Below are 26,191 nucleotides of genomic sequence, written 5' to 3'. Positions count from 1 at the left end.
TTCACCTGTACACTTCCGTGCAACCTTCCCAGCCTCTCTGGACTGACTTTAAAGGTATCGCTATTCAATTGCTTGGTTCAGTATACCTCTGTATTGTTTGCATGTCAACAAGTTGTATACTTTATTAATTTATTTAAATTGAAATAAATAACTTCTTCTAACCGTTGATTTCCGTTCCGAGCGGACGCTTTCCGCGGGCCAGCCGACGAGCCTCCTCCGGCTTACAGCCGTGCGGGGTCTCGTCGGCCGGCTTTCCCGCAGGAGTCTCCCGGCGCCCTTGCTTTTTGCTAGTATCCAACTCTGTGCCTGGACTTTTCGGACAGCCCCTTCGCTGGAGTCGCCGCTCTGCACTCCAATCAACTAAGTGAATAGGTAATATAATAAATCCAACTTATATACCAATGGATCCAGTCAAAGTTTCCCTTCTCTCAACTCGTCGAGCAGTTGCTGGAAATCTTCGGGTAAAGGGCTGCTGAACTCTAGATATTCCCCCGTTGAAGGATGTGTAAATCCGAGCGTCCCTGCATGGAGGACCTGGCCTCCGAAATCGATTGTCTTTTTCGGTCCGTATTTCGGATCTCCGGCAAGCGGGAAACCGATATACTTCATATGGACGCGGATTTGGTGGGTCCGTCCTGTTTCCAAACGGCACTCGACCAACGTAAAGTCGCCGAAACGCTCCAACACTTTGAAATGGGTGACGGCATGTTTTCCGTTACCCACCACGGTCATGCTTTGGCGGTCCCGTGGATCTCGGCCGATCGGTGCGTCGATGGTGCCGTTGTCATGTGCGATATGTCCGTGGACAAGTGCCGTGTAAACGCGCGTGACCGTTTTCTCCACCAATTGATTGACGAGCGAGACATGCGCCTGATCGTTCTTCGCCACCATCAACAAACCGGTAGTGTCCTTATCGATCCGGTGGACAATCCCGGGACGAAGCACTCCGTTAATGCCCGATAGATCTGTGCAATGGTGCATCAATCCATTGACGATCGTGCCGGTCATATGGCCGGGAGCCGGGTGGACGACCATTCCCCGGGGCTTGTTGACGACGAGGACATCTTTATCCTCATACACGATATCCAACCCCAAATCTTCCGCCACGACGTTCAGCTCTTCCGGCTCGGGCTCATCGACAACGATGATTTCTCCGGGATTCACTTTGTAGTTCGGTTTCACCGGTTTATCGGCAACCAACACAAGGCCACTTTTCAGCCACTGCTGGATTTGCGTCCGAGACCATTCCGGCTGGAGATCGCTTAATGCCTTGTCGATCCGGTTCCCTTTTTGTTCCTCTGTAATTTCAATTTCAATTTTTCCCATTCAGGACACCTTTTCCTTTTTCTTATTCTTCATTTCATCCATGAAAAGATGGAGAATGATTAAAATCACACCTACCGTCAATGCGGCATCTGCTACATTGAAAATCGGAAAATCATAATTGAGGACGGGAATCAGGACATCGACAAAATCGACGACTTCTTTCCTCCATAGCCGATCGATGAAATTCCCGATTGCTCCTCCCAATAAAAGCATCAAACTCAAGCCAAACAATGGATGCCCTTTCGCTTCTTTATGAAAAAAATAAATGATGCCGCAGATGACTATGACCGTCACAATGTAGAATAGCCACATTTGGCCCTCGAGCATTCCCCATGCGGCCCCCCGATTCCGGTGGGACAACAATCCTAAATAAGGTTCCATGATTCCGATCCGTTCGTTCAGTTCCATGTTTTGTACGACGAGCCATTTCGTCCATTGATCCAAGATGATCACCAGTGCCGCCACTCCGTAAAAAATGAGCAATCCCACAACCTCCGTCCGACAGTTTCGTTTTTATTCTACCATACGAAAGGAATAAAAAGCCGCCCGCGCCTTATCCGGCTATTCGGGCAGCTTTGTCACAGCATTTATGCGTAATATTTATTCACTACATCGGCGCAGCGGGTACATAGGGCAGGATGGGTTTTATCCGAACCGACTGTTTCGGAGATCGTCCAGCAGCGTTCGCATTTTTCCCCGTCCGCTCTCTCGACGAACACGCTGACCGTGTCGAGCTTCAGTGTTCCTTCCGGCATTTGATCGATTGCCCCTTCTACGAACTGGGACACGATGAAGAATTGAGCAAAGTCGATATCTGTTGCGCCAAATACCCCTTGAAGGTTTTCAGGCAGCGCTACAGTCACTTTCGATTCGAGCGATTTTCCGATCACTTTTGCATTCCGTGCTTCTTCCAATGCTTTTAGGACATCGTCGCGGATCAACATCAATGTCGAGAAGCGCTCGCGAAGTTGTGCCGCCTCTTCCCCGAAATCTTGCGCTTCCGGCATATCCGTCAATTGGACACTTTCCTCTTTCACATGCTCGAGGTAGCCCCACATCTCGTCCGTCGTATGCGGTAAGATCGGTGAAAGCAGCTTCAGCAACGCCATGAGGGATTCGTACATGACGGTCTGCATCGCACGGCGGTGCGGATGATCTGCCCCTTCGATATATACGACATCTTTCGCGATATCGAGATAGAATGAGCTGAGCTCACCTGTACAGAAATTGTTCACCGCATGGTAAACGCCCGCAAACTCATAGCGGTCATACGCTTCCCGGACCTCTTGGACCAAGTCTTGCAAGCGGAGGTAGACGTATTGATCCACAGGGCGCAAATCAGCGAAAGCGATGCTGTCTGTTGACGGATCGAAGTCCGATGTATTGCCGTGCAGGAAGCGCAGCGTATTCCGGATTTTCCGGTATACTTCGGACACCTGTTTGAAATTGGAGTCGGAAACCCGGACATCCGCCGTATAGTCGACCGACGAAACCCACAGACGCAAGATGTCAGCTCCGAGCTGGTTCATCACTTTAGCAGGCACGATGACGTTTCCGAGTGATTTACTCATCTTCCGCCCTTCGCCGTCCAATGTGAAGCCATGGCTTAGCAAACCTTTGTACGGAGCATGCCCATTAATGGCGACACTTGTCGTAAGCGAGGAATTGAACCATCCGCGATACTGGTCGGACCCTTCCAAATATAGGTCAGCCGGATAGACGAGATCATCCCGCTCGACAAGAACGCCTTGATGAGTGGAGCCGGAGTCGAACCAGACGTCCATGATATCCGTTTCTTTCGTGAATTGGCCATTCGGGCTTCCTTCATGCGTGAACCCTTCCGGCAATAAATCTTTCGCCTCGCGTTCAAACCAAATATTCGACCCATGTTCGCGGAACAGGTGGGCAACATGTTCGATCGTCTCATCTGTGATGATGGATTCTCCGTTTTCCGCGTAAAATACAGGAATCGGTACACCCCATACCCGTTGTCGTGAAATACACCAGTCGCCTCGGTCACGAACCATGTTATACAAGCGTGTCTCGCCCCAAGAAGGCGTGAACTTCGTATTGCGGATCGCTTCCAGCAATTCATCCCGGAATGATTCGATTGAAGCGAACCATTGGGCAGTCGCACGGAAGATGACCGGTTTTTTCGTCCGCCAGTCATGTGGATACGAATGGGTGATGAAGGACAAATGCTGAAGAGCGCCCGCTTTGTCCAGCGCTTCCGTGACGGCTTTATTCGCGTCGTCATAGAACAATCCTTCAAATCCTGGAGCTTCTGCCGTCATGACACCTCGGTCATCGATCGGGGAAAGGGCATCAATCCCATATGCTTTGGATACGTAAAAGTCGTCTTCCCCGTGGCCTGGCGCCGTATGGACACAGCCAGTCCCCGCATCCAACGTGACGTGCTCCCCGAGCATGACAAGGGAATCCCGGTCATAAATCGGATGCTTCGCCACGATACGGTCCAATTCCGAGCCTTTCAGTTCACGCTCTACGGAATACTCTTCCCAGCCGATTTCCTTCGCTGCCATTTCAACCAATTCTTTCGCAATTAAAAACTTCCGGTCTTTCACTTTGACGATAGCGTATTGGAAATCCGGATGGACCGAAATCCCGAGGTTCGCCGGAATCGTCCATGGTGTCGTCGTCCAGATCATGAACTCCACATCATTATCCAGGACGCCCTGCCCGTCTTTCACCGGGAAGCTGACGTAAATGGACGGTGATTTCTTGTCCTTGTATTCGATTTCCGCCTCAGCCAATGCCGATTCACTCGATGGCGACCAATATACCGGTTTGAGTCCTTTATAGATATACCCTTTTTTCGCCATATCGCCGAACACTTGGATTTGACGTGCTTCAAACGCCGGTTTCAAAGTGATGTATGGATTTTCCCAGTCACCACGGACACCGATCCGTTTGAATTGGGACCGTTGGCCATCGATTTGGCTATACGCATAGTCTTCGCACATTTTACGGAATTCCGCAACGGAATGCTCTTTCCGCTTGACGCCTTTATTGACTAGCGCCTGCTCGATCGGCAGACCATGTGTATCCCAGCCCGGCACATAAGGCGCATGGAAGCCGGTCATCGACTTATGCCGGACAATCATATCTTTCAACACTTTGTTCAAGGCATGCCCCATATGCAAATCACCGTTCGCGTACGGAGGACCATCATGCAGGACGAAAAACGGCCGGCCTTCTGTCCGCTCCTGCACCTTTTTGTAGATGTCCATCCCTTCCCATTTTTCCTGCATTTTCGGCTCATTGTTCGGTAGATTCCCACGCATCGGGAAATCCGTTTTCGGCATGAGCAGTGTATCCTTGTAATCCATTCCATTTCCTCCTTAGTCATATCGCTATCCATCTCGAATAAAAACACAAAAACCCCGCCCCTATAAAAGGGACGAGGCCTAATTCTCGCGTTACCACCCTACTTGCAACAGATAGATCCTGCTGCCACTCAGACACCATAACGGGGTGTTTCCGGGAAGACGTACTGCAATTCCGCCATCCGGCTCTAGAGTGATTTTCATTTCCAATCTATGGGCCGGGCTTCCACCGCCCCCGGCTCGCTGAACCTAAATTCGGAAAATACTTTCTCTTTCAACGCCTATTGTGAATATATGCAAATAATTATATGATTGGAAACCATTTCAGTCAAGTATTGAACTACACGGGGGTTTATCGCATTCAGCAATCACCGGCTCAGATCAATCAGTTTTCCCGATCGGCTGCCACTTCAAGCCGCTCCGTGTCCATTTCATATTCAAGGAGCCGGTCCCAGTCGTCCGCCTTGATCAGGTCTAATTGCGCTTCGATCAGCATCTTGAATCGGTTCCGGAACACTTTCGATTGCTTTTTCAGGTCCTCGACTTCGATTGAGATCTTACGGGCGCGTGACAATGCTTCATTGATGATCCGATCCGCATTCTTTTCGGCTTCCTTGACAATCAATTTCGATTCTTTCATCGAGTTGCGGCGGACATCTTCCGCAGCTTCCTGTGCGATCAAAATCGACTTTTGCAATGTCTCTTCAATGGCATTGAAATGGGAGATCTGCTCCTGCGATTGTTTCAATTTCTCTTTCAACTGTCGATTTTCATCGAGAATATTCTCATAGTCCTTCACCAACTGCTCCAGGAACTCATTCACTTCATCTTCGTCATAACCGCGGAAACCGCGACCGAATTCTTTGTTATGTATATCAAGCGGTGTAAGCGCCATCCGAGCATCTCCCCTTATTGTAATCCTTTTTTCATTATACATGGTGGCCCGTCTAAAAACAGCATATTTCGCCCTATTATCTGAAAACTATTCCAACTTGCCCACGACGAGCCGGATCTTATCTTTCCTCGTCCTTCCCTCAATGGCGGATACTTTGAAACGACCGGCTCCTCTAACAGAAAGCATATCCGATTCCTGCAACTCAAAGGAAGGCTGATCACGCACGGCCCAATTCACCTTCACACGTTCCCCTTGGATAAGGGCGGCCGCTTTTTGGCGTGAAGCTTTCGTCAAGGCGGCCACGACGACGTCCAACCGGAGTGAACTGACTGTGTAGGTCGATTCTTTCCAAGTTTCGGAAGCCATGATCCAGTCCCCTGCTTCCGGCACTTCCTCCAACGTCACTTTCGCCTTTCCGACGGATGTCAAATTGACTATGATATAGTCGCGAATTTCCTCCGCGATGGAAAATTGCACTTCTTCCCGGTCCAGACGGATATCGCCGAATTTGGCACGGTCGATTCCGACAGAGAGCAACGCGCCTAACAGGTCACGATGTTCCAAAGCGAGGAACTTCGTAGCATAGCGCACCTTTAAAACGGTTACTTGGAAATCTTCCGGCTCGGGTGAAAAATAATCAGGATACAGGAGGAGCCGTTGACGCTCCGCGTCCTCGAAGGCGCCATACGAACTCGCTGACACCCCGGCACCCCGGGAAACTGATTCAACGATGAACCGTTGCCTCGGGTCGAGGAATCCCGTCAATTTCGGACTATAGGTGTTTTCCACTTCCCGGACCCAGCCTGTCGCCATTTCGATGAAAGGCTGTTCGTCTTTTCTGAAATGTTGCAAAAGCGTCTCCATTGTCCTTTTCGGCTCCTTAAAGAAAAATCCTCACAATAGTGAGGAAACGATCATTTTAAATATTTCGCTGATTCCCATAGAGATGAAATTCAAAGCGAATAATGCCACAATCGGTGAAATATCAATCATGCCAAGAGGAGGAATAAACTTTCTGAAAAATCCAAGATATGGTTCTGCGATCTTGCTTAGAAGCTCACCAAACTTCGTTTCTCTCGAAGCAGGCACCCACGACATTAAAATATAAATAATGAGCAGGATGGAATAGATCCGGATTGCCCCCATGATCGCATCATGTAGAAGAATAATAGCTGCCATCAGTAATCGTACACCTCATTCAATTTTCATCGTTCAAAATAATCGGAAATGGCGCCTGCGACTTCCACATTGTCGGGCACGCAAAGGAAAATATCCGTGCCGATCCGCTGGATGTCCCCGCCAAGGGCATAAACCGTGCCGCTGAGGAAATCGACGATCCGGATTCCTTGGTCACGTTCGATCCTTTGGAGGTTGACCACGACCGCCCGTTTGTTTTTCAGATGTTCGGATATGTCTTGTGCCTCTGCGTATACCCGTGGCTCGATCAGCACCACTTTGGAGGACTTTTGAATGCTTTGCAGGCTGACGACGGTGGCCGATTGTTGTGGCTCTCCAACCGGCTGCTTCCTGATCGGCGTCACCCGTTTCGGTTGTTGTTCCTGGGCCGGTCGGCGCTCTTCCCTCCGTGCCGGCTCCTCAACTTCTTCTTCGTCTTCATCATAAAGGTAAAACCATTTCTCAAATTTTCTTTTGATACTCATGCGTCTACCTCACTTTCTGCTCCGACAAGTGCCGTACCGATTCTGACGTGGGTTGCACCTTCTTCAATAGCGATGATGTAGTCATTAGACATTCCCATCGATAATCCTGTACATGGGGCATGTTCCAACTGCTGGGCTGCCATTTCGTCCCGCAGCTTCCGAAGCGAGCGGAACACACTGCGGATGATCTCCTGGTCCTCTGTAAAAGGAGCCATAGTCATTAAACCGACAATCCGGACTTTATCATAAGGCGCCGCCTCTTCGACGAACCGTTGAAGCTCTTCCGGGGTTATTCCGGATTTGGATGCTTCCCCCGAAACATTGACCTGCACGAAGCAATCAATTGTTTTTGTCGCGCGCTTCTGGATTTCCTTGACGATGCTCAAACGATCCACCGAATGTAAAAAGTCGATCTGATCGATAATATCTTTCACTTTCCTGCTTTGGACATTGCCGATGAAATGCCAAACGGCACCTTCTGTAATTTCTTGCTGTTTTCCAAGCAGTCCCTCAGGGCGGTTTTCCCCCAGGTCATGGATACCTGCGGCCATTACTTCGCCGGCCCTCTTGGCTGTGACTTGTTTCGTCACCGCTACGACCGTCACCTCGGAACGCTTCCGTCCTGTCCGGTCACACGCTTCCTGTATCGTATGTTCAATATGCTGGATTCTTTGTTGGAGGTTTCCCACTGTCATCACTACTTTTCATCTTTCTTTCTTTTCATTGTATCAAGGGAACCTCGACATATCAATGATAAGTCATTTTTTCAATCCTCTTTGACCGACGAGGATGATATCTTTTCCGATGGTGGCTACGTCCCCAAGAGGCACTTTTTTCACTTCCTTATCCCGCGTATCGAAAAAAACGCTTCGATCCCCTCCCCCGACATGCAAGGACTTCACTTTCCCGTCTGCAGTATCGATTGTCGCGTCTTGGATGAATCCTAGAAAAGTACCTTTTTCCACATCAATCACTTCTTTTTTTTGGATATCCGAAAATCTCATAGCACCCCTCCTACTTGAATATATGCAAAGGTGGGGAAAAAAAGGATTTGGAACTTAATTTCCACAGTAGTCGCCTTGGTCATTTTTTTGTGCATATAAATAAAGACCGCCCCCAAACTAGGAAGGGACGGCCTTATCGCATCATGTTTTGTGTTCGATTCCATTCCGGATGATTTTCACTGCATTTTTCTCCAGCCTTGAAATCTGCGCTTGGGAGATGCCGAGTTCTTTGGCGATTTCCGTTTGGGTCTGACCGAGATAAAATCGTTTAGACAGTATTTTCTGTTGCCTTTCATCCAACGTCATGACAGTTTCTTTCACCGACACATAGGTCAACCATTTGTCTTCGGAAACCGTTGTGTCCTGAAGCTGGTCCATCATAAATACTGGATCGCCCCCATCCCCGTTGATCGGTTCATGGAGTGACATCGGATCTTGGATTGCATCGAGCGCAAACAGGATATCGTCTTCGGGAATCCCGGTCGCTGCTGCCAGATCCGAAATCTTCGGCTCTTTCTGATGGTCATTGATAAACTGCTCTTTCGCCCGGATAGCTTTATAGGCGATATCCCGAAGCGATCTTGAAACCCGGACCGCATGGTGATCACGCAAATGTCTTTTGATTTCCCCGATGATCATCGGCACCGCGTACGTCGAAAAGCGGACATTATGTTTGAGATCAAAATTATCAATGGATTTCAACAGGCCGATGCAACCGACTTGAAAGAGGTCGTCCGCCTGTTCCCCTCTGTAGGCAAAACGTTGAACTAAGCTAAGAACCAGTCGTAAATTCCCAATAACCAGCTCTTCCCGCGCTGATGCATCTCCGTTTTGCAACCGGATGAATGTTTCTCGCATGACTTCGTTTGTGAGCAATGGCAATTCAGATGTATCGATTCCGCATATCTCTACTCTTGTACGTACCATTTTCTCTGCCTCCGCATTCTGTGATGACTGTACGATGTAGTGTAACCGCAGCCGTTCAGAATATGCGGAGTGTCTGCCGCCAATTTCAACCATCAGGCGATTGGATGATTCAAGCGTTCCCGCAAATCGGAGATAATTTTCTTTTCAAGCCGGGAAATATAAGATTGGGAAATGCCCAGGAGTTCCGCCACTTCTTTTTGTGTCATTTCAATTTGGCCGGTCAAACCGAAGCGGCATTCCATGATATATCGTTCGCGATCATCCAATGTGCTGATTGCTTCGATCATATGCTGCCTTTCGATTTTCTTTTCCACATCATCGATGATAATATGTTCATCGGTTCCAAGAATATCCGATAATAATAATTCATTGCCATCCGCATCCGAATTAAGCGGTTCATCAAAAGAGATTTCGGAGCGTGTCCGATTCGTTTTCCGCAGATGCATCAATATTTCATTTTCAATGCAGCGCGAAGCGTAGGTGGCCAATTTGATGTTCTTATCCATTTTGAAAGTCTCAATCGCTTTTATAAGTCCGATGGTGCCGATGCTGATCAGATCTTCGATATGAGTGTTCGTATTATCGAAGCGTCTTGCAATATAAACGACAAGCCGCAAGTTTTTTTCAATCAGCATATCCCGGGCGTTCATATCCCCCTCCATGAAGGCACGAAGCGTAATTGCTTCTTCCTCCCGGGTCAGCGGCTTCGGGAGGGATTCATGTCCCCCGATGTAGTAGGTTCCTTGTTTTCTTCTAAATAGGCCGAACAATTTGGATAGCCAGATTCTAAATTTAGACAGCATGCCTCGTTCTCCTTTCCCGGTTAGTGGATTCCATTGCGGATCTGTGCAATATGGCCGCAGCCCCTTCAGGATAACGGCGGTCGTTCTGCGTCAGTACGATATATCCCGGTTGCAACATTTCCCCATCATCGAGCATCCATTGATCAAATTTAAACCCGAGTGCCCAAGATTGCCCCTGGACGGTCATCAGACGAATCAAACGCATCGTCTTCCGGTAAGGATCCGGGAATTCCGCCAAGGAACCGGTTTGAGCAGGATTCCAATCAAGCAACGGCTGGCGCAGCGGCTCCGGAATATGGCGCTCGACAGCTTGAAAGGAGACAAAGTGGACAGGCGATCCCGACAACGGTTCCATACACGCATTTCCCGAATCCACAAACACTTCCACCTCCATTTCCGCACCCCAAATCCGGAGCATGGAGGATGCGCGCATATCGGCGAGTTGACTGGCTGTCCGAATATCCAGCCACTTTTTTCTCATGTAGGCGAGCGAGACATAGGCCGCGCTGGCATACGCCAATATCCATAATGTTTCATTCACCGCTCCGAATCGGATGGGGATGGCAGTCAAAGCCCCGCCCGCGAACAAACCGCCGATCAAGGCCATGGAGGCAGACCTTCTCCATTTTTCCGATGCTGCTCCGAAAGCACATGCAGTCATCCCAAGGAAGGAGAGAAGGATGACAAATGCGGAGGTAGGAAAAACGACGACCGGGAGTGCTCCCGCAAAAGAAGCGAGCAGTAGGCGTCCCCGACTCGCTTGGATGGGCCCCACCTTATTGGCAAATGACAGAATGATATAGTTGAAGAGCATATTGATGCCGACGATGAGTTCTCCATACATAGACCGCCCGCCCTCCTTGCCGTTAACGATACCACCCTTGCCTTGAAATGTTTGTCGGATTGAGGTCAGGTTCGCAAAAAATATTCGACATACTCTGCGGGAGAGGATTTTATTAAGGAATGAATTTTTTTTTTTGGGGGGGGCGAGGTTGTCTGTTGGTTTGGGGGTGGACGTTTGGAACTTTGGGAGAAACGTTTCGAGACGGGGTGATAGCGTTTCGAGGTTTCTTCTTTTTGTCATGAAGTTCGGGGGAAACCTTGTGAAGTTCCCTGATATCGTTTAGAACTCGGGAAAACGTTGAGAACTTTGTTAGAAACGTTTCGAAGTTGGAATAGAACGTTGCGAGGGCGCGAGGGAGCGTTTCGAAGTCCCCCGTTTTAGTCCTGAAGCTAGAACGAGACGGACGACAAAAAACCGCCCCAGGCAAAGTTCGTTACATGCCTGGGGCGGTTCATATGGTTCTCTTATCTGCGACGGTTGCGAAGGAATGTCGGGATGTCCAACGCGTCTTCTTGCTGGTGCGTTTGCTGTTGACGCACCGGCTCCTGATAGGATGGTGCTTCTTCCCGGCGCTCGCGCATCGGCGGTTGTTCCCTCGGTTCCGGTTCGCGGACACGGCTTGTTCCGAAACCGGAGCTTCTCGCCGGTCTTGCTTGGCTCAGCTGTTCTTCGCTGAAGCCGGTGGCGATGACGGTGACGACGATTTCGTCCTTCAGATTATCATTGATGACCGAACCGAAGATCATATTGACATCTTCATCCGATGCGGAGGCGACGATATCGGCCGCTTCCTGTACTTCGAAGAGGCTTAAATTGGAGCCGCCCGTAATATTCATGAGCACCCCTTTCGCCCCGTCTATGGATGTTTCCAAGAGCGGGCTGGAAATCGCCTTTTTCGCCGCTTCTGCCGCCCGGTTTTCTCCTGTGGACAATCCGATTCCCATCAACGCTGATCCTTTGTTGGACATGATCGTTTTGACGTCGGCAAAATCCAAGTTGATCAACCCCGGTACCGCAATCAAATCCGAGATCCCTTGAACCCCTTGGCGCAGTACATTGTCCGCCTCGCGGAACGCTTCAAGCATCGGTGTGTTTTTATCCACGATTTCGAGCAATTTATCATTGGGGATGACAATCAACGTATCGACGGATTCTTTCATCGCCGTAATTCCGCCGATCGCCTGAGTGGAGCGTTTGCGCCCTTCAAACGTAAATGGACGTGTTACGACACCGACCGTAAGAGCGCCGAGGTCTTTCGCGATTTGCGCAATGACTGGAGCAGCTCCTGTCCCCGTTCCGCCTCCCATACCGGCAGTGACGAATACCATATCCGCGCCGCGCAGCGCTTCTTCGATCTGCTCCTTGCTCTCCTCGGCCGCTTTTTTGCCGACTTCCGGATTTGCGCCAGCTCCCAGACCCCGTGTTAATTTCGCCCCGATCTGCAACTTCACTTCCGCGGACGATAGATTCAAAGCTTGTGCGTCTGTATTGACCGCAATGAATTCCACGCCCTGTACGCCGTGTTCAATCATTCGATTTACTGCATTATTTCCTCCACCGCCGACACCAATTACTTTGATGACCGCCAGTGCATCAACATTCGTATCAAATTCCAGCATGATCTCTCCTCCTGACCTATCTCTACTGAAGTCCTTAGCTCCCTATCACTCAAAAAAGTTGTCGAATATTTTTCTAGCTCTTGTCATGAGCCCCGGCTTATTTTCCTTACGTTCGGCCGGCTTCTTTTTCATGCCGGATGCCGGAACCGTTTCTTCCGCTTCCATGGTAGCTGTAGGTGAATCTTGCACATGCCCGAAATACATATCCTGCATATGTGCGTATCGGATCAAACCTACTGCAGTGGAATACATCGGTTCTCTGACGCCGATATATTCCGGCGTATGGACGCGGACTCTAGTTTTCAATACATGCCTTGCCAGTTGGAGGATCCCGTCCAGCTTGGTGATTCCTCCGGTTAACACGACACCGCCGGGCAAATCACGCACGCCCATCCGGAACAATTCCTCCAAAATCAAATCAAAGAGTTCTTCCAATCGGACGCCAATAATTTCCGATATGTATCGTTGACTATATTGATCTTTCGAATCTGCCCCGATTACCGGAACTTCGAAAAGTTCGTCATCCGAAGCGTCATCGTAAAAAGCATGTCCATACTGGTGTTTGATTTTCCTGGCTTGTTCGGTCGGCGTTTTCAAAACAATGGAAAGATCTTTTGTAATATGGTCCCCCCCGACCGGGACAACCGTTGTTGCCTTCAGACGGCCTTCATCGAACAAGGCAATCGTCGTCGATCCCCCACCGATGTCGATATAGGCTGTGCCGTGGTTCATTTCATCATCCGTCAAGGCGAATGTGCCCGCTGCCAGCGGTTGAAGGTAAATCTCCCGGATGACGAGGCCGGCGCGTTCTACACAACGCAATATATTATGCACGAGCGTTTTCGAAGTAGTAATGAGTGTGCCGTCCATTTCGAGCCGTACTCCGATCATGCCTCTCGGATCTTTTATCTCGTCGTAATCATCCACGATGAACTGTTTCGGAATGATGTTGACGATTTCGCGTTCAGGTGGAACCGACATCACTTGTGCCGATTTCATAACACGGTCCAAATCATCATTCGTAATTTCACGGTTCTCCGAGTTGACGGCCACGACGCCTTTCACATCTTGCAAATGGACGCCGTTTGCGGGAATCCCAACGATGACTTCCCGTATGTGCATCCCTATCATTCTCTCCGCTTGATCGATCGCTTTCCGGATCGACTGCACAGTCGCATCGATATCGACGATCGTCCCTTTGCGGATCCCCGCTGATTGGACATTGCCAACCCCTATCACATGCAGGGATTCGCCGTCCACTTCACCGATCAGCACCTTGACCGATGAAGAACCTATATCAAGTGAAACGTATATTTGTGATTGGCTCAATTCATGGCACCTCCGATAGCGACTCTTACATCCCATTCTATTGCATTCGAGACGTATTGTCTAAATATTTTCGACATCTTCGTACTAAATCCTTTCACTCCGACCCTTTTACATTTGAAACTTTGTTTCTTTCCTCCCATTTGACTAGAAGAATCCTTCTGATGACCGCTATATTTTGAAATAGTCGAACCCCAAAAGCAAAGACAGCGGCCAAATAGAGATCCACCCCGAGATGGACTCCCAAGAAGGCCAGTCCGGCAGCAAGGGCAATATTGAAAAAGAATCCCGAGACGAACACTTTATCATCATACACTTGTTGCAAATGCGCCCGGATGCCGCCGAACAACGTATCCAGGGCGGCTAATACGGCGATGGATAAGTAGTTGCCGTACACTTGCGGTATTTGGATATCTGACAACAGGCCGAGCGTGATCCCGATGATCAGCCCGAGCAATGGCAACCACATGGTCATTCCCCTTTCGGCAATTCTTTTAAGAACCGGTTTTCAAATTCTTCCGCTCCACCCCGAATCCGGATCGAGGCGGTCGGTTGTCCGATATCGAGAATGAGATCTTCAAGATAAAAATCATCTTGGATTGAAGAAGCCAGCAGATAATTGTATAACTTCTCACTGTCTTCCAACGTTTGGGAAATGATCTTTATTGAAAATGGTGGCGTGGACACGTTCAGCCCGTTGACCGTTGTTTTGCCGTTAATGTCCCGGATGGAACTCAACAAGGTGTAGCGCTTTCCATCGATTTCCAACGCCCCCCATTTGAACCGGTTGATTTCATTGACGAACCGGGTCAGCAGATCGGGGGAAACGCTGTTAATCGGGAGGCCGTATGCCATGCTTTCCGGCGAAGGCTTCACTTCTATCAGGATGCCCGGACCTTCAATATCTGTCATGCCGGCCTGCAGATTCAGCTTGTCCACCGTATCGGTAAGCGCCTTTCCCGTATCATCTTCACCGAGCATTTTATACGTGATGATGGTCTTGTCCAAATCCCGGATTTCGGACAACAATTCGGAATGAAGTTTCTGTTCGGCTGCCAAATCGTTGCGGATGGCCCAAAGATCCCGCGTATCCCGTTCTTCCGGATTTTTCATTGTATTGTATTGGACGGCTGTCATGAACCCGACAATCAGGAGAATCAATACAAATTGCCATTGAATTCTTTTTTTCATCCACCCACCCTCTCAATACTCAGCTTTCATTTCGAACGGCTGCCAGTTTAATCTCTTTGGACTGCTCCATCGTGACGACAATATTATCACGGACAAGGCTATCGATTACGCCGCCTTTCAATTGCAAGGCCGCCGACAACACGTCCATATCGCCGACAGCTTCAATGGTGAACGGCGCCGGAAAAGTCCTTCCATCGATTGTGATGACAGGGCCTGTACACTTGATATACGAATTGGAGGTGATCCGCTGCCCGTTGATGGCAAGACCTTGCGCCCCGGCGATTTTCAGTTCATTGACGACACGCAGGACATGGCTCTCATGAACGATATAATCGTTCGGGTTCTGCTCCACCGGATCATAGTCGCCATCTTTCAAGGTGACGCGCACACCGCTTCCTGTTGCGGGGATGACCCCTAGAAGCAGCCGGAGATCCTTCGCCTCTTCCACTAGATCGGCATGGTTTTCCTTACCTTTGGAAAACGTCTGTTCATATTGCCGGATCTCTTCCTGCTTTGCCGCTATCTCATCGAACAATTCCTTGTTCCGCTCTTGCTGATTGACGAGATTTTCACGGTATTGTTCCTCTTGGATGAATTCCGCCGAGTAGAGCGCTTCCTCTTCCTGATTGGCACCTAGTGTCCGATAAGAGAATGCCAAGATGAATCCGAGCACAAGGAAAACGACCGAGAATAGAATATGCCTGCCTTTTTTCCGGTAGGCCTCATTCGTTTTCTTCGTCAATGGATTCCCCCTCCTCATTCAAGCCATACATTTCACTGAAAGGGGTGAAGTAGGTCCCAACTTCCATGTCGATGACGCCTTTTTCATGACCCTGCAATTGCGCCGTCACTTGTGGATAATAATTCATTTTATCGGCGAATGAAGAAATGACTGCCCGCACTTCATAACCATCGTTCATATAGACTCTCAAGCGATCGGAGTCATCTTCCGTTCCTTCATAGATGATTTCCGATATGGCATCATAGACATCGGAATCCACCTGTAGCAACTGGCCGGTCATTTCTTCCCGAATTGCAGCGTCATCAAAATTATTCAGTATGGGCGCTTCCGTCTCCATTTTGACACCTTCCTTGAACAGATCCCCGTTTTCCAACAGGAGTTCGTATTGAGTTCCGTCAAACAAATAGGCGACCGGTTTCCATTCCACCACGGCAATCTCGGCATCCCGCAGCCATTTCCGCGAAACTTCGACCTTTCGGACACCGTCCATCCGGGAAACAGCCTGTTCGATTTCTTCAATGCCGAATCCCCAGACCGGATCCCCTTCCAGAAGGCCGCTTTGTTTCACGTAATCCTCCGAATCATGCAGTTGCGCACCGACCACGTGGATCTGGTCCAGTTTACTGTATGACGATTGGAAATAAAGGACGGCAAGAAGGGCAAGAACGAATACGGTCAGGATAAAGAGGAATTTCTTATTCGTTCTCCGGCGCCTTTTCTTCCTCATGGAAGGAATCCGCTCTTCTATATCAATGACTTTATCCATTCTGTGCCTCCTTTTTATCTATGATTTCTCACCGTCGCAAAATGGAGGATCGTCCCCACCGCCATCCACGTCGTCATGAGAGAGGATCCGCCATAGCTGATAAACGGCAATGTCACGCCGGTCACCGGCAGAAGCCCTGTGACGACTCCGACATTCAAAAAAGTTTGGAAGATGATCATCGCCCCCATTCCGGCAACGATAAGGAATTCGGCGCGGCTCGCCGTCCTGATTGCAATCCCGCATCCTGCCACTAGCAGGACACTAAAGAGGAAAAGGACGAAGGTGGCCCCGATGAACCCCGTCTCCTCCGCAATGATCGAGAAGATGAAATCATTTTGCGGTTCGGGCAAGTATAAATACTTTTGTCGACTGTTGCCATAACCATGGCCGAACAGACCGCCCGGCGCTATCGCGAACAAGGACTGGATCCCTTGGAACCCGGTTCCGAGGGGGTCGCTCCACGGATCGATATAAGATTTGATCCGATCGATCCGGTAAGGTGCAGTAGCAATCAAAGCGATAAACGCACCGACGCCGGTAAACCCGAGAATTGCGAAAAAGGACAATGGGTATCCTGCGATGAAGAGGATGACAAATGCGGAGACGATCATGATGACGGCAGAGCCAAGGTCTGGCTGCATCATGATCAGCGCCGCCGGGAGCAAAATCAAGGCGAAATGGCTCAGCTGGATCTTCTGTCTGCCTCCCGTCTTCCGGATGCCCGTTGCGAGTTTCCCGATGAGCGCCACCTTGACGAATTCGGCAGGCTGAAGGCTGAACGGCCCGAGGGCGATCCAGCTTTGCGACCCGTTCCGGACAGCCCCGATGCCGGGAACGAGCACGAGTGCCAACAAGATGATCGTAGCATAATAGAATACGGTCCACGCACGTGGATTCGACGTCCAAGGGCTCTTCATGATCAGGAAGGCAATGGCGATCGAGACAGCCATATAAATCCCCTGCTTGACGATGAATGGCGAGGTATCCGCATATCTCACCGTGCCCCAATAGGAGCCGGCCGAATGCACGAAAGCCAGCCCGATCAGGGAAAGTCCCATGGCTGAAACGATAAAAGCCATCTTCAACTTTCTATCCAGTGAACGCATCCTTCCGAAAATTACTGACAAAGGTCAAAAAATCAGACCCGGTTTTCATGGAACGATTACAATTTCATGACAGCTTCGATGAAATGATCACCGCGTGTTTCGAAGTTCGGATATTGATCCCAACTGGCGCATGCGGGCGAAAGTAAAATCGTGTCCCCTGCATCCGACAATGGAAATGCCTTCTGGACTGCGTCTTCCATGCTGTCGGCGAGCAGGATGTCCGGCACGCCGCAAGATTTAGCGAACTTGGCGAATCTTCCTGCCGTTTCTCCGAGGCAGACAACCGCTTTGACATTCGTCATATAAGGCCGGAGCTCTTCGAATGAATGTCCCCGGTCCAGGCCGCCGGCAAGCAACACGATCGGTCCATGAAAAGCCGTTAAGGCGCTTTTCGTTGCCAATGTATTCGTCGCTTTGGAATCATTGTAAAATTTACGTCCCTTCGATTCCTTGACGAACTGCATCCGATGTCTGACTCCGGTGAAGGAACTAAGTACATTCTCGATAGCAATTTTATCACAGCCAGACAAAATTGCAGCTGCTGTGGCGGAGAGAATGTTTTCCAAATTGTGTTGACCCGGCAGCATGATGATGGAACGGGACACATACGGCTCCCCATTCCAATATATTCCGTCCTCATCCGCGGATATCCCGAATTCCGTTCTGCCCTTGAGCGAGAACGGAATTTTCGTCGCTGTTGTCGAAGCCGCATACTTTTCGATTTCCGGCTGGTCAGCGTTGTAAATAAAATAATCGCTTTCCAATTGGTTCTTCGCAATTGCGAACTTCGCTTCCGCATAGGCTTCGGACGAACCATGATAATCCAAATGGGAATCATATAAATTGGTCCAAATCGAGATTTTCGGACGGAAGGCTTCCGTCCCCATCAGTTGGAAGGAGGAAGCTTCCAAGACGATGATATTATCCTCCGTCGCCTTTTCGGCGACCGAACAGGAAACCGTTCCGATATTCCCGGCAATCAACGGATGCTTTTTCCCGATGTTGAGCATATGGAATAGGAGCGTAGTCGTGGTCGTTTTGCCGTTCGATCCGGTGATGGCGATGATCGGAGCCTCACTGATGCGATATGTAAGTTCGATTTCGGTCCAGACTGGAATGCCGCGCTGGAGTGCTTCATGGACTACTGGATTATGATAAGGGATGCCCGGGTTTTTGACGACCAAGTCAAAGTCATTATTGACAATTCCGGGAGGATGCCCACCACAAATAACTGTGACCCCCGCTTCCCGAAGCGATTTCACTTCCTCATCCTCTTTCTCTGGTGATGCATCATTCACTGTGACGGTCGCGCCGATAGAATGCAGCAAATTCGCAGCCGCCACCCCGCTCTTCGCAAGACCGAGGACGAGGACATTCATCCCCTTGAAAAATTCCTGGTTTTTCATTTACATCACCTCCAATATGACAGGGACGATGGCTGCAAGGAAGGCGACTCCCCAAAACACCAGGACGACTTTCCATTCCGACCAACCCGATAATTCAAAGTGATGATGGATCGGACTCATCTTGAATACCCGCTTGCCTGTCGTTTTAAAACTGATCACTTGAATGATGACGGACAGCGTTTCAATTACATAGACGATTCCGATCACAAGGAGGAGGAATTCCTGCTTGATAAGAACGGAAATCATCGCAAGCGCTCCCCCGAGTGCGAGCGATCCCGTATCGCCCATGAACACTTTTGCCGGCTTGACATTGAATAATAGAAAGCCGAGCATCGCCCCAGTGGCGACAAATGCGAACATGGCAATGTCCAGCTGGCCGAACAGCAGCGCGTGGACGCCAAACGCGCCGAATGCAATAGATGAAGTTCCGGCGACAAGGCCGTCCAGCCCATCCGTCAGATTGACTGCATTGGAAAAGCCGACAAGCCAAAACAATAGGAACGCCACATAAAATACGCCCAATTCTATCGTGAAATCTGTAAAAGGCAATTTAACCGTCGTATCAAACGGTCCGAGCTTCAAAAGGAAAAAGGCCAAGATGGCGACGATGATTTGACCTGCCAGTTTTTGCAGGGAGGTCAATCCTAAATTCCTCTTCAAGACGACGATGATGAAATCATCTAGGAAGCCGATGATCCCGAAACCGACAAAGACGATCAAGAGAACGATGGTCTGGGTTGTCATCACATCGTAAATGGATGATAGGGCAAGAGTGGCGATGATGATGGAACCGATGAAGATAAGGCCGCCCATCGTCGGGGTTCCCGCTTTCTTCTGATGGGATTCCGGTCCCTCTTCCCGGATGCTCTGTCCGAATTTCATTCTCCTCAACGCAGGGAGGATGAAAACTCCTAATATTGCCGAAGCAATGAATGCTACCGAAATGGCAGTCAAAGTCGTGGCGAGTGTCATGTTTTTTTCTCCTTCTATCCTACCGGCACGGCAAGAATTCCCTGCCGTGCCAGCCTTTGCAATTCATCATTCATTCCGTATAGACATGAATGACATCCTCTATCGTAATCAACGTATCCGGTGCCGGCAACTGATATTTTACCTGTTCTCCTGAACCATGCCATTCGATGCGATACGTATGCAATTGACTCATGATTTTCCCACGGGTCATCCCTGTCAGGTCAGGTGCCCGATGGGTGAGGGTGTCTCCCCACCGATACTCCTTTTCAATCTGGCCCTCTCTTTTGGAAATGCCAGCCAACGGTGCGATTTCTTCGATAATCCTTCCAACAATCGGAGCAGCGATGACACCGCCGAATTGAACGGAGTTTTTCGGACTATCCACAGCTGTGTAAACAAGCAGTTCAGGATCATCCGCCGGAGCGAAGCCGATGAACGATACAATGTAATCGCCATCTTTGTAACGGCCATCCTGCACTTTTTGGGCCGTCCCCGTCTTACCGCCAACTCGCAGTCCATCGGTGAACGCATTGCGGCCCGAGCCGTTGGCAACAACAGACTCAAGCGCTTCCCTCACTTGCTTCGACGCTTCCTCCCCGATAACGCGCCGCTGCATATCCGGTTCAAAGGTTTGAAGTGGATTCCCTTTAGAATCCGTAATTTCCTTCACAATATACGGCCTATATAAATATCCACCATTTATCGCTGCAGCCACTGCTTGAACTTGCTGGATCGGCGTCACGGAAATCCCTTGGCCGAATGCCGTCGTCGCTTGCTCGACTGGGCCGAATGCCTCTTTGGAAAATAAAATACCATTCGCTTCGCCCGCGATCCCCGATTTTGTCGATTGGCCAAATCCGAAATCCCTGATGTATTTGGAAAGTTTTTCAGCTCCAAGCCGCTGGCCGATTTCGATAAAGCCCGGGTTGCATGAGTTTTCGACGACTTCCAGAAAGGTTTGATCTTTATGTCCTTCCCGTTTCCAACAGCGAAGCCTTGCATTGCCGACCATCGTATAGCCCGGATCATAAAAATGCTCGTTGTGGAGATCGACCAATTTCTCTTCCAGTCCCGCTGCCAACGTAACGATTTTAAAGGTGGACCCCGGTTCAAATGTCATCCAAACCGGTAGATTCCGGTTATAGATACTCGGGTCCACCTTTTGATAATTCGCAGGGTGGAAATTCGGGGCGGAAGCAAGGGCCAAGATTTCGCCGGTTTTCGGATTCATCACGATGGACAATGCCTGTTCGGCATCGTATTTTTCCATCGCTTGCAATAGCTCGCGCTCTACGATCTTCTGCATCCGGATATCGATCGTCAATTCGACGGACGCTCCTTCTTTGCCCGTCTTGAACCCATCATCCACATGAGGGAGGGGCACCCCTTTCGCGTCCGTGAACAATCGGATCTTGTCGCCGGTGCCCCGTAGAAATTCATCATACGCATATTCGATTCCCGCCAGGCCATCCCCGTCATAGCCAGTGAATCCGATCAGCCTAGACAGCAATTCGCCGTTCGGATAATGCCTGACGAAATCGACTCCTGTATAAAGGCCGTCCAGCTGGAGCTTGGCAACTTCCTCGGCCTGTTCCTGCGTAATATTTTTCCCTTCCGGCGCCAATTTGACCATATACGCCTTTTCGGACATCTTCTCTTCCAGCTTCGCCGGATCAGCCCCCAGGATGGTGGCTAGCGTATTGGCTGTACTTTTTATATCCTCGTTTTGGGATGGCATGAAATACAAAGTAGGCGCGAGCTGGTTGCCGACAATCAGATTGCCGTTGCGATCGAGAATATCCCCGCGTTTCCCGCCAAACGGGATTTCCCGATCCCAATTCACTTCCGCCCGCTCTTTCAGTATTTCATGCTTTACGATTTGGCTATAAAACAGCTTTCCTACGACACTACCAAGCAATATGAGAAATAGTACGAACACGGCACGTAATCTTTTTTTAGATTGCAAATCGATCATGGAACGCAGCGAAAACACGCCTCCTGTTTTTCTACCAAGGTATGAACAGGAGTGAACGGCTATTCGTCAACCTCCGATAATAGTTTCCTCCTCCCCCTGCTCCTCTTTCGGCTTAAACTGTTCCGAAGGGGGCTGCAAATGGATGACGAGAGGATCTTCAGGTCCGACGACCGTCCCTTGCGACAAGCTTTGTTCGATGGCATAGCCGTCCCCATTCATGCGGATATCCAAGCCCGATAACAAGGTAAAGGAAAACACCATTTTCTTGGACCAACCGGTGAAGTCAGGCAATGTTGTTGGACCATCCGTCTTCAATAAAACAAGGGAGCCTTTTCCAAGCCCGCTGCTTCCCTCCGGATATTGCCCTTCGACAATGCCCCCCTCCCCGATGACGACCGGGACGAAGCCCTTTTCCTGTAGTGTTTCTGCTGCATCTGCAGACTCTTTTCCAACGAGCGACGGGAGCGCAGTCGGTTCAACTGTCGTCTCCCCTTCCGGCACGATGTTCAAATACTTCAAGCTGCTCTCCATGACCGAGTTGAATACTTCCGAAACCGGTTTGGAACCATACTCTCCATCTCCTAATCTAGGCTGTTGCACATAGACATATGTCAACAATTGAGGATCCTCGATCGGTGCCATGCCAAGGAAGGAATAAAGATAATTTCCGTTTCCGGACAAATAGCGTCCACCGGATGAGATTTCCGCCGTACCGGTCTTACCGCCGACTGAATATTCCTGCAGCGCAAACGGTCTACCGGTACCGATATCCGATGTGACGGTGGAAGCCAGAATCTCTCTCACTTGTTTCGCAGTTTGGGCAGAGATCGGCGTCCCGCTTTTTTCGGGCTTACGGCTTTGGACGATTTTCCCGGTATTCGGATCCTTGATGGAACGGATGACATACGGTTTCATCATAACGCCATCATTGGCGATGGCCGTGGCTGCTTGGATCATTTGAATGGGTGTGACAGTCGAACCTTGTCCGTAAGCTGTCGTCAACCGCTCACTTGGATACCGATCCAAGATGATGCCCGATGCCTCATTCGGCAAATCGATGCCGACTTTTTGACCGAATCCGAATGAGTGCATGTATTCGATGAATTTTTTATCTCCTATTCTTTCAAGCAAATATGCCATCGCAACGTTGGAGGATCTTTGGAATCCATCTAAAAATGTGATCGTCCCCCATCCTTGGCGGACGACGTCGCGGATTGTCCGATCATATACGGTATATTGCCCGGACTTATAATATGCGCCCGGATCCCATTTCTTTTCCTCTATTGCGGCGGCCAACGTGAACATTTTCGTCGTCGAACCAGGCTCGATTGTTTGTTCGACCGCTTCATTCAACCAATTTTCCGTCAGCCCTTCCCGGGTACCGGGATGGAAGGACGGCCGTTGACTCATCGCCAAAACCTCACCTGTTTTCGGATTTGCTACGATGACCATCATCTTTTTAGGTGAATATTCCTTTTCCACGCGATTCAGCGCATCTTCCACGAAATTTTGGATTGTTTTGTCAAGGGTCAGCTCAATTTCATGACCGTGTTGTGCAGGTGTGATCATTTTTTCCGAATTAGGTAAGATAAATCCCCAGCGGTCGGATTCGAAATTCACTTTCCCATCCGTGCCGTTCAATTCATCATTGTATGTCTTCTCCAGCCCCATTTTGCCGACGGTAATGATATTTTTATCTTTATCCTCTTCCCTCGTCGCAAACCCGACTAAGTAGGAAGCGAACACGCCATTCGGATAGAATCTCTTTTTATCTTCGATGAACAGGATGCCCGGCAGGTCATGCTCCCGGATCGCCATAACCGTTTCATGGCTGACGTCGCGACCCGCCTTGCCGAACTCCACTTGATAGACATCCTTATTCGCCGCTTTTGCATCCATCATAACGGACAGGATTTTATCTTTTTCAAGCGGAATGTGTTCTGCCAGCACTTCCGCGGTCTTTTCGTAATCCACGACATGCCGCAACTTCTTGGAATCATTGCTTGCCTTTTCATTCAGCACGGCAATGAGCTTATAGCTCAATGTGTCGGAGGCGATCAATTCGCCATTGCGGTCCACAATCGTCCCACGGTTCGCCTTCAGGATGGATTCCCTGGCATACTTTGCTTCAGCCAAGGTGGCCATCACCCTACCTTCCGCCTGCCCGGTGATCTGGATGAAAAGCAATCTTCCGAATAAAAGGAAAAAGAGCCCTCCGTAAACTACAAACATCAGAAAGGCTCCCCATTGGAATCGAAACTTTTTTTTCATCGTCCAGGCACGACCTTTACGTTGTTCTCGTTCAGATCCAAGCCGAGTTCCTTCGCTTTTTCCCATATGCGCTCATATGTGGATTTTTCTTTTACTTGGATGGACAATTCCATATTCTTTTTTGCTGTTTCTTCAATTTCTTTGTTCAGCAATTGCACTTCCTTATTCGTGTCATTGATCTGAGCCTGCGTATGTAAAATCGTTGTTGCACAAAGTACGAGCAGGGAGGCGACAAGCACGAATAAGAATCTTTCCCCGACGGAGAAAATCCGGCGGGAAGGCTTTGTCTTCGGTGCGGTTTTCGGTACTTCCGGTGTTTCAAGTTCGCGTACATAGGTTGTCTGAAATTTTCTCTGTTCTAATGCCATTCACCCATTTCCCCTTTACTTTTTTTCTGCAACTCTGAGTTTCGCTGATCTTGCCCTTTTATTTTCTTCTATCTCTTTCTCTGTGGGCACGATCGGCTTTCGCGTGACCAGTTTCAATAACGGCTCCATCCCTTCTGGAATGACCGGCAAGTTCGGTGGTAGATCCGGTAAGGAGGATGCTTCTTTAAAGATCGTTTTGCACAATCGATCTTCCAATGAATGGAAGGTAATTACACTGATCCGGCCTTCCGGGTTCAACAATGCGATGGCGTCCGTCAAAGATTGTTCTGCGGCACCCAATTCATCATTGACCGCAATCCGGATTGCTTGGAAGACACGCTTCGCCGGATGTCCACCAGTTCTGCGGGTCGCTGCCGGAATGCCCGATTTGATCAATTCGGCCAGCTCGGTCGTCGTCCGGATTGGCGAGTGCTTGCGCGCCTCTTCGATCTTCCGTGCAATCTGCTTGGAGAACTTCTCTTCTCCATAACGGAAGAATATACGGACGAGCTCTTCGTAAGGCCATTCGTTGACAATATCATATGCCGTCAGCGGGGCATCCTGGTCCATCCGCATGTCCAACGGCGCATCATGGTGATAACTGAATCCTCGTTCAGGCGTGTCCAGCTGGGGGGACGAAACCCCAAGATCGTATAGGATGCCATCCACCCCGTCAATGCCGATCTTCTCCAATTCCGTTTTGAGGTTTCTGAAGTTCGAATGGATGAACGTCACATTCGGCAAATACTCCCGCAACGTTTCCTTGGCCGCCTCGATGGCAGTCAAGTCCTGATCGAAACAGATCAGCCTTCCGCCTTCCGCCAGCTGTTTGGCGATCTCACGACTGTGGCCGGCCCCGCCTAACGTACAATCCACATAAATACCATCGTTTTTTATGTTCAATCCTTCGACGGCTTCGTGAAGTAATACAGTTGTGTGTTGAAACATTGAAACCGCCTTCTTTCTAAAATTTCAACCATACGCTACCAACAGTCTAGCTCCGGGCGCCAGTGACTCGGGGTCATAAGTCAAAGCTGCTCAATGCGTGCCTTAATTTCTGCAAAGTGCGCAGAAATTTTCTACTAAACAGGCGCCCTCCGCTTTTTAATTTAAAAATCAAAGTCAATAATATTTTCCGCGATTTCGTTGAATGATTGTTCGGAGTCCTCATAATAGTCTTGCCATAAGTCTTTGGACCATACTTCAATCCGGCCGGAAACTCCGAGGACGACGCATTCCTTTTCGATTTTCGCGTATTGCAGCAGGGAGGATGGGATGTTGATGCGTCCTTGCTTGTCCAACTCCACTTCCGTTGCACCGGAGAAAAAAAACCGGGTGAACGCTCGGGCATCTTTTTTCGTGACAGGCAGCGCCTTCAGTTTTTCTTCCAAGCGCTTCCACTCATCCATCGGGTAGCCAAAGAGGCAATTATCGAGCCCTCTGGTCAATACAAAGCCATCCCCGAGATGTTCCCTGAATTTCGAAGGAACGATCAGGCGGCCTTTTGTATCGACAGTATGCTGATACTCCCCCATGAACATACTCTTCACCCCACTATATGAATTTAATGTACCACATCCCCCCACAATCCTCCACCAGTTTCATGAGAATATTTCCGATTACATATCAAAATGTGTCAATA

At 49.5% G+C, this 26,191-nt stretch carries 26 protein-coding genes and 1 other annotated feature; all 26 genes read right to left on the bottom strand.

Annotated elements, in window-relative coordinates:
- Window positions 1-411: 411 nt before the first annotated feature.
- The 26 genes from OXB_RS10045 to mraZ all read right to left on the bottom strand — a co-directional run bounded on the left by OXB_RS10045 (window position 412) and on the right by mraZ (window position 26,090).
- Window positions 412-1,326 (bottom strand): RluA family pseudouridine synthase, encoded by a 915-nt coding sequence (locus OXB_RS10045; RefSeq protein ID WP_041073913.1) that lies wholly within the window; start codon window positions 1,324-1,326, stop codon window positions 412-414.
- On the bottom strand, window positions 1,327-1,809 hold the full coding sequence (gene lspA, locus OXB_RS10040) for a signal peptidase II (RefSeq protein ID WP_041073912.1): 483 nt from the start codon (window positions 1,807-1,809) through the stop codon (window positions 1,327-1,329). It abuts the gene before it with no gap.
- A 104-nt stretch (window positions 1,810-1,913) separates the two neighbouring features.
- Window positions 1,914-4,676 carry an isoleucine--tRNA ligase gene (gene ileS / locus OXB_RS10035; protein ID WP_041073910.1) on the bottom strand — a complete coding sequence of 921 codons (2,763 nt, stop codon included), beginning with the start codon at window positions 4,674-4,676 and terminating at the stop codon, window positions 1,914-1,916.
- A gap of 64 nt (window positions 4,677-4,740) precedes the next feature.
- Window positions 4,741-4,960: a binding site (T-box leader), on the bottom strand.
- 98 nt (window positions 4,961-5,058) lie between these two features.
- On the bottom strand, window positions 5,059-5,568 hold the full coding sequence (locus OXB_RS10030; protein WP_041073908.1) for a DivIVA domain-containing protein: 510 nt from the start codon (window positions 5,566-5,568) through the stop codon (window positions 5,059-5,061).
- An 87-nt stretch (window positions 5,569-5,655) separates the two neighbouring features.
- Complete coding sequence (locus OXB_RS10025; RefSeq protein WP_041073906.1) at window positions 5,656-6,432, bottom strand: YlmH family RNA-binding protein; 777 nt, start codon at window positions 6,430-6,432, stop codon at window positions 5,656-5,658.
- 30 nt (window positions 6,433-6,462) lie between these two features.
- Complete coding sequence (locus tag OXB_RS10020; protein WP_041073904.1) at window positions 6,463-6,747, bottom strand: YggT family protein; 285 nt, start codon at window positions 6,745-6,747, stop codon at window positions 6,463-6,465.
- A gap of 26 nt (window positions 6,748-6,773) precedes the next feature.
- Entirely contained in the window at window positions 6,774-7,229 is a 456-nt protein-coding gene (locus OXB_RS10015) for a cell division protein SepF (protein ID WP_041073902.1), read from the bottom strand.
- Entirely contained in the window at window positions 7,226-7,924 is a 699-nt protein-coding gene (locus OXB_RS10010) for a YggS family pyridoxal phosphate-dependent enzyme (RefSeq protein WP_041073900.1), read from the bottom strand. Before OXB_RS10010 ends, OXB_RS10015 begins: the two co-directional genes overlap by 4 nt.
- A gap of 63 nt (window positions 7,925-7,987) precedes the next feature.
- The gene (locus OXB_RS10005; protein ID WP_041073896.1) at window positions 7,988-8,233 is read right to left on the bottom strand and encodes a PRC-barrel domain-containing protein; all 246 of its coding nucleotides are present in this window, start codon (window positions 8,231-8,233) and stop codon (window positions 7,988-7,990) included.
- Between the two features lie 141 nt (window positions 8,234-8,374).
- The gene (sigG, locus tag OXB_RS10000; protein ID WP_041073894.1) at window positions 8,375-9,160 is read right to left on the bottom strand and encodes an RNA polymerase sporulation sigma factor SigG; all 786 of its coding nucleotides are present in this window, start codon (window positions 9,158-9,160) and stop codon (window positions 8,375-8,377) included.
- 92 nt (window positions 9,161-9,252) lie between these two features.
- Window positions 9,253-9,963 (bottom strand): RNA polymerase sporulation sigma factor SigE, encoded by a 711-nt coding sequence (gene sigE / locus OXB_RS09995; protein WP_041073892.1) that lies wholly within the window; start codon window positions 9,961-9,963, stop codon window positions 9,253-9,255.
- The gene (locus OXB_RS09990) at window positions 9,953-10,807 is read right to left on the bottom strand and encodes a sigma-E processing peptidase SpoIIGA (RefSeq protein WP_041073890.1); all 855 of its coding nucleotides are present in this window, start codon (window positions 10,805-10,807) and stop codon (window positions 9,953-9,955) included. Before OXB_RS09990 ends, sigE begins: the two co-directional genes overlap by 11 nt.
- Before the next feature lie 464 nt (window positions 10,808-11,271).
- Window positions 11,272-12,426 (bottom strand): cell division protein FtsZ, encoded by a 1,155-nt coding sequence (gene ftsZ, locus OXB_RS09985; RefSeq protein ID WP_041073888.1) that lies wholly within the window; start codon window positions 12,424-12,426, stop codon window positions 11,272-11,274.
- A gap of 45 nt (window positions 12,427-12,471) precedes the next feature.
- Window positions 12,472-13,791, bottom strand: coding sequence for a cell division protein FtsA (gene ftsA / locus OXB_RS09980; RefSeq protein ID WP_442852873.1), 1,320 nt, complete (start codon window positions 13,789-13,791; stop codon window positions 12,472-12,474).
- A gap of 58 nt (window positions 13,792-13,849) precedes the next feature.
- Window positions 13,850-14,221, bottom strand: a complete 372-nt coding sequence (locus tag OXB_RS09975; protein ID WP_041073886.1) for a small basic family protein — start codon at window positions 14,219-14,221, stop codon at window positions 13,850-13,852.
- A 2-nt stretch (window positions 14,222-14,223) separates the two neighbouring features.
- Window positions 14,224-14,943, bottom strand: coding sequence for a DUF881 domain-containing protein (locus tag OXB_RS09970; protein ID WP_041073885.1), 720 nt, complete (start codon window positions 14,941-14,943; stop codon window positions 14,224-14,226).
- A gap of 19 nt (window positions 14,944-14,962) precedes the next feature.
- Window positions 14,963-15,685, bottom strand: coding sequence for a DUF881 domain-containing protein (locus OXB_RS09965; protein WP_041073884.1), 723 nt, complete (start codon window positions 15,683-15,685; stop codon window positions 14,963-14,965).
- Complete coding sequence (locus OXB_RS09960; RefSeq protein WP_041073883.1) at window positions 15,666-16,451, bottom strand: cell division protein FtsQ/DivIB; 786 nt, start codon at window positions 16,449-16,451, stop codon at window positions 15,666-15,668. The genes OXB_RS09965 and OXB_RS09960 overlap by 20 nt, the downstream gene beginning before the upstream one ends.
- A 14-nt stretch (window positions 16,452-16,465) precedes the next feature.
- Window positions 16,466-17,530, bottom strand: a complete 1,065-nt coding sequence (ftsW, locus tag OXB_RS09955; protein ID WP_041073882.1) for a putative lipid II flippase FtsW — start codon at window positions 17,528-17,530, stop codon at window positions 16,466-16,468.
- Between the two features lie 83 nt (window positions 17,531-17,613).
- The gene (gene murD / locus OXB_RS09950) at window positions 17,614-18,963 is read right to left on the bottom strand and encodes a UDP-N-acetylmuramoyl-L-alanine--D-glutamate ligase (protein WP_041073880.1); all 1,350 of its coding nucleotides are present in this window, start codon (window positions 18,961-18,963) and stop codon (window positions 17,614-17,616) included.
- Window positions 18,964-19,935 (bottom strand): phospho-N-acetylmuramoyl-pentapeptide-transferase, encoded by a 972-nt coding sequence (gene mraY / locus OXB_RS09945; protein WP_041073878.1) that lies wholly within the window; start codon window positions 19,933-19,935, stop codon window positions 18,964-18,966.
- A gap of 70 nt (window positions 19,936-20,005) precedes the next feature.
- A complete protein-coding gene (locus tag OXB_RS09940; RefSeq protein WP_041073877.1) occupies window positions 20,006-21,910 on the bottom strand; it encodes a penicillin-binding transpeptidase domain-containing protein in 1,905 nt (634 codons plus the stop codon).
- 66 nt (window positions 21,911-21,976) lie between these two features.
- A complete protein-coding gene (locus tag OXB_RS09935) occupies window positions 21,977-24,142 on the bottom strand; it encodes a penicillin-binding protein (protein WP_084212553.1) in 2,166 nt (721 codons plus the stop codon).
- Between the two features lie 35 nt (window positions 24,143-24,177).
- The gene (gene ftsL / locus OXB_RS09930; protein WP_041073872.1) at window positions 24,178-24,549 is read right to left on the bottom strand and encodes a cell division protein FtsL; all 372 of its coding nucleotides are present in this window, start codon (window positions 24,547-24,549) and stop codon (window positions 24,178-24,180) included.
- A 15-nt stretch (window positions 24,550-24,564) separates the two neighbouring features.
- Window positions 24,565-25,497, bottom strand: coding sequence for a 16S rRNA (cytosine(1402)-N(4))-methyltransferase RsmH (gene rsmH / locus OXB_RS09925; RefSeq protein ID WP_041073870.1), 933 nt, complete (start codon window positions 25,495-25,497; stop codon window positions 24,565-24,567).
- A 161-nt stretch (window positions 25,498-25,658) separates the two neighbouring features.
- Window positions 25,659-26,090 (bottom strand): division/cell wall cluster transcriptional repressor MraZ, encoded by a 432-nt coding sequence (mraZ, locus tag OXB_RS09920; protein WP_041073868.1) that lies wholly within the window; start codon window positions 26,088-26,090, stop codon window positions 25,659-25,661.
- Window positions 26,091-26,191: the final 101 nt, after the last annotated feature.

Origin of the sequence: Bacillus sp. OxB-1, from assembly GCF_000829195.1 — a bacterium.
GTDB lineage: Bacteria > Bacillota > Bacilli > Bacillales_A > Planococcaceae > Sporosarcina.
Note: the sequence above shows the minus strand (reverse complement) of the source record. Positions and strands in the feature narration are given on the sequence as shown.

Coding starts and splice junctions, on each gene's coding strand:
- OXB_RS09990 (WP_041073890.1), bottom strand. CDS start 10,807: ATGTATGGAGAACTCATCGTCGGCATCAATATGCTCTTCAACTATATC.
- OXB_RS10015 (WP_041073902.1), bottom strand. CDS start 7,229: ATGAGTATCAAAAGAAAATTTGAGAAATGGTTTTACCTTTATGATGAA.
- ftsL (WP_041073872.1), bottom strand. CDS start 24,549: ATGGCATTAGAACAGAGAAAATTTCAGACAACCTATGTACGCGAACTT.
- OXB_RS10030 (WP_041073908.1), bottom strand. CDS start 5,568: ATGGCGCTTACACCGCTTGATATACATAACAAAGAATTCGGTCGCGGT.
- OXB_RS10010 (WP_041073900.1), bottom strand. CDS start 7,924: ATGACAGTGGGAAACCTCCAACAAAGAATCCAGCATATTGAACATACG.
- OXB_RS10045 (WP_041073913.1), bottom strand. CDS start 1,326: ATGGGAAAAATTGAAATTGAAATTACAGAGGAACAAAAAGGGAACCGG.
- OXB_RS10025 (WP_041073906.1), bottom strand. CDS start 6,432: ATGGAGACGCTTTTGCAACATTTCAGAAAAGACGAACAGCCTTTCATC.
- OXB_RS10005 (WP_041073896.1), bottom strand. CDS start 8,233: ATGAGATTTTCGGATATCCAAAAAAAAGAAGTGATTGATGTGGAAAAA.
- ftsA (WP_442852873.1), bottom strand. CDS start 13,791: ATGGGATGTAAGAGTCGCTATCGGAGGTGCCATGAATTGAGCCAATCA.
- OXB_RS09970 (WP_041073885.1), bottom strand. CDS start 14,943: ATGAAAAAAAGAATTCAATGGCAATTTGTATTGATTCTCCTGATTGTC.
- OXB_RS09960 (WP_041073883.1), bottom strand. CDS start 16,451: ATGGATAAAGTCATTGATATAGAAGAGCGGATTCCTTCCATGAGGAAG.
- mraY (WP_041073878.1), bottom strand. CDS start 19,935: ATGACACTCGCCACGACTTTGACTGCCATTTCGGTAGCATTCATTGCT.
- murD (WP_041073880.1), bottom strand. CDS start 18,963: ATGAAAAACCAGGAATTTTTCAAGGGGATGAATGTCCTCGTCCTCGGT.
- sigG (WP_041073894.1), bottom strand. CDS start 9,160: ATGGTACGTACAAGAGTAGAGATATGCGGAATCGATACATCTGAATTG.
- ftsW (WP_041073882.1), bottom strand. CDS start 17,530: ATGGCTTTTATCGTTTCAGCCATGGGACTTTCCCTGATCGGGCTGGCT.
- OXB_RS09935 (WP_084212553.1), bottom strand. CDS start 24,142: ATGTTTGTAGTTTACGGAGGGCTCTTTTTCCTTTTATTCGGAAGATTG.
- OXB_RS10020 (WP_041073904.1), bottom strand. CDS start 6,747: ATGGCAGCTATTATTCTTCTACATGATGCGATCATGGGGGCAATCCGG.
- OXB_RS09975 (WP_041073886.1), bottom strand. CDS start 14,221: ATGTGGTTGCCATTGCTCGGGCTGATCATCGGGATCACGCTCGGCCTG.
- sigE (WP_041073892.1), bottom strand. CDS start 9,963: ATGCTGTCTAAATTTAGAATCTGGCTATCCAAATTGTTCGGCCTATTT.
- mraZ (WP_041073868.1), bottom strand. CDS start 26,090: ATGTTCATGGGGGAGTATCAGCATACTGTCGATACAAAAGGCCGCCTG.
- ileS (WP_041073910.1), bottom strand. CDS start 4,676: ATGGATTACAAGGATACACTGCTCATGCCGAAAACGGATTTCCCGATG.
- rsmH (WP_041073870.1), bottom strand. CDS start 25,497: ATGTTTCAACACACAACTGTATTACTTCACGAAGCCGTCGAAGGATTG.
- ftsZ (WP_041073888.1), bottom strand. CDS start 12,426: ATGCTGGAATTTGATACGAATGTTGATGCACTGGCGGTCATCAAAGTA.
- OXB_RS09940 (WP_041073877.1), bottom strand. CDS start 21,910: ATGATCGATTTGCAATCTAAAAAAAGATTACGTGCCGTGTTCGTACTA.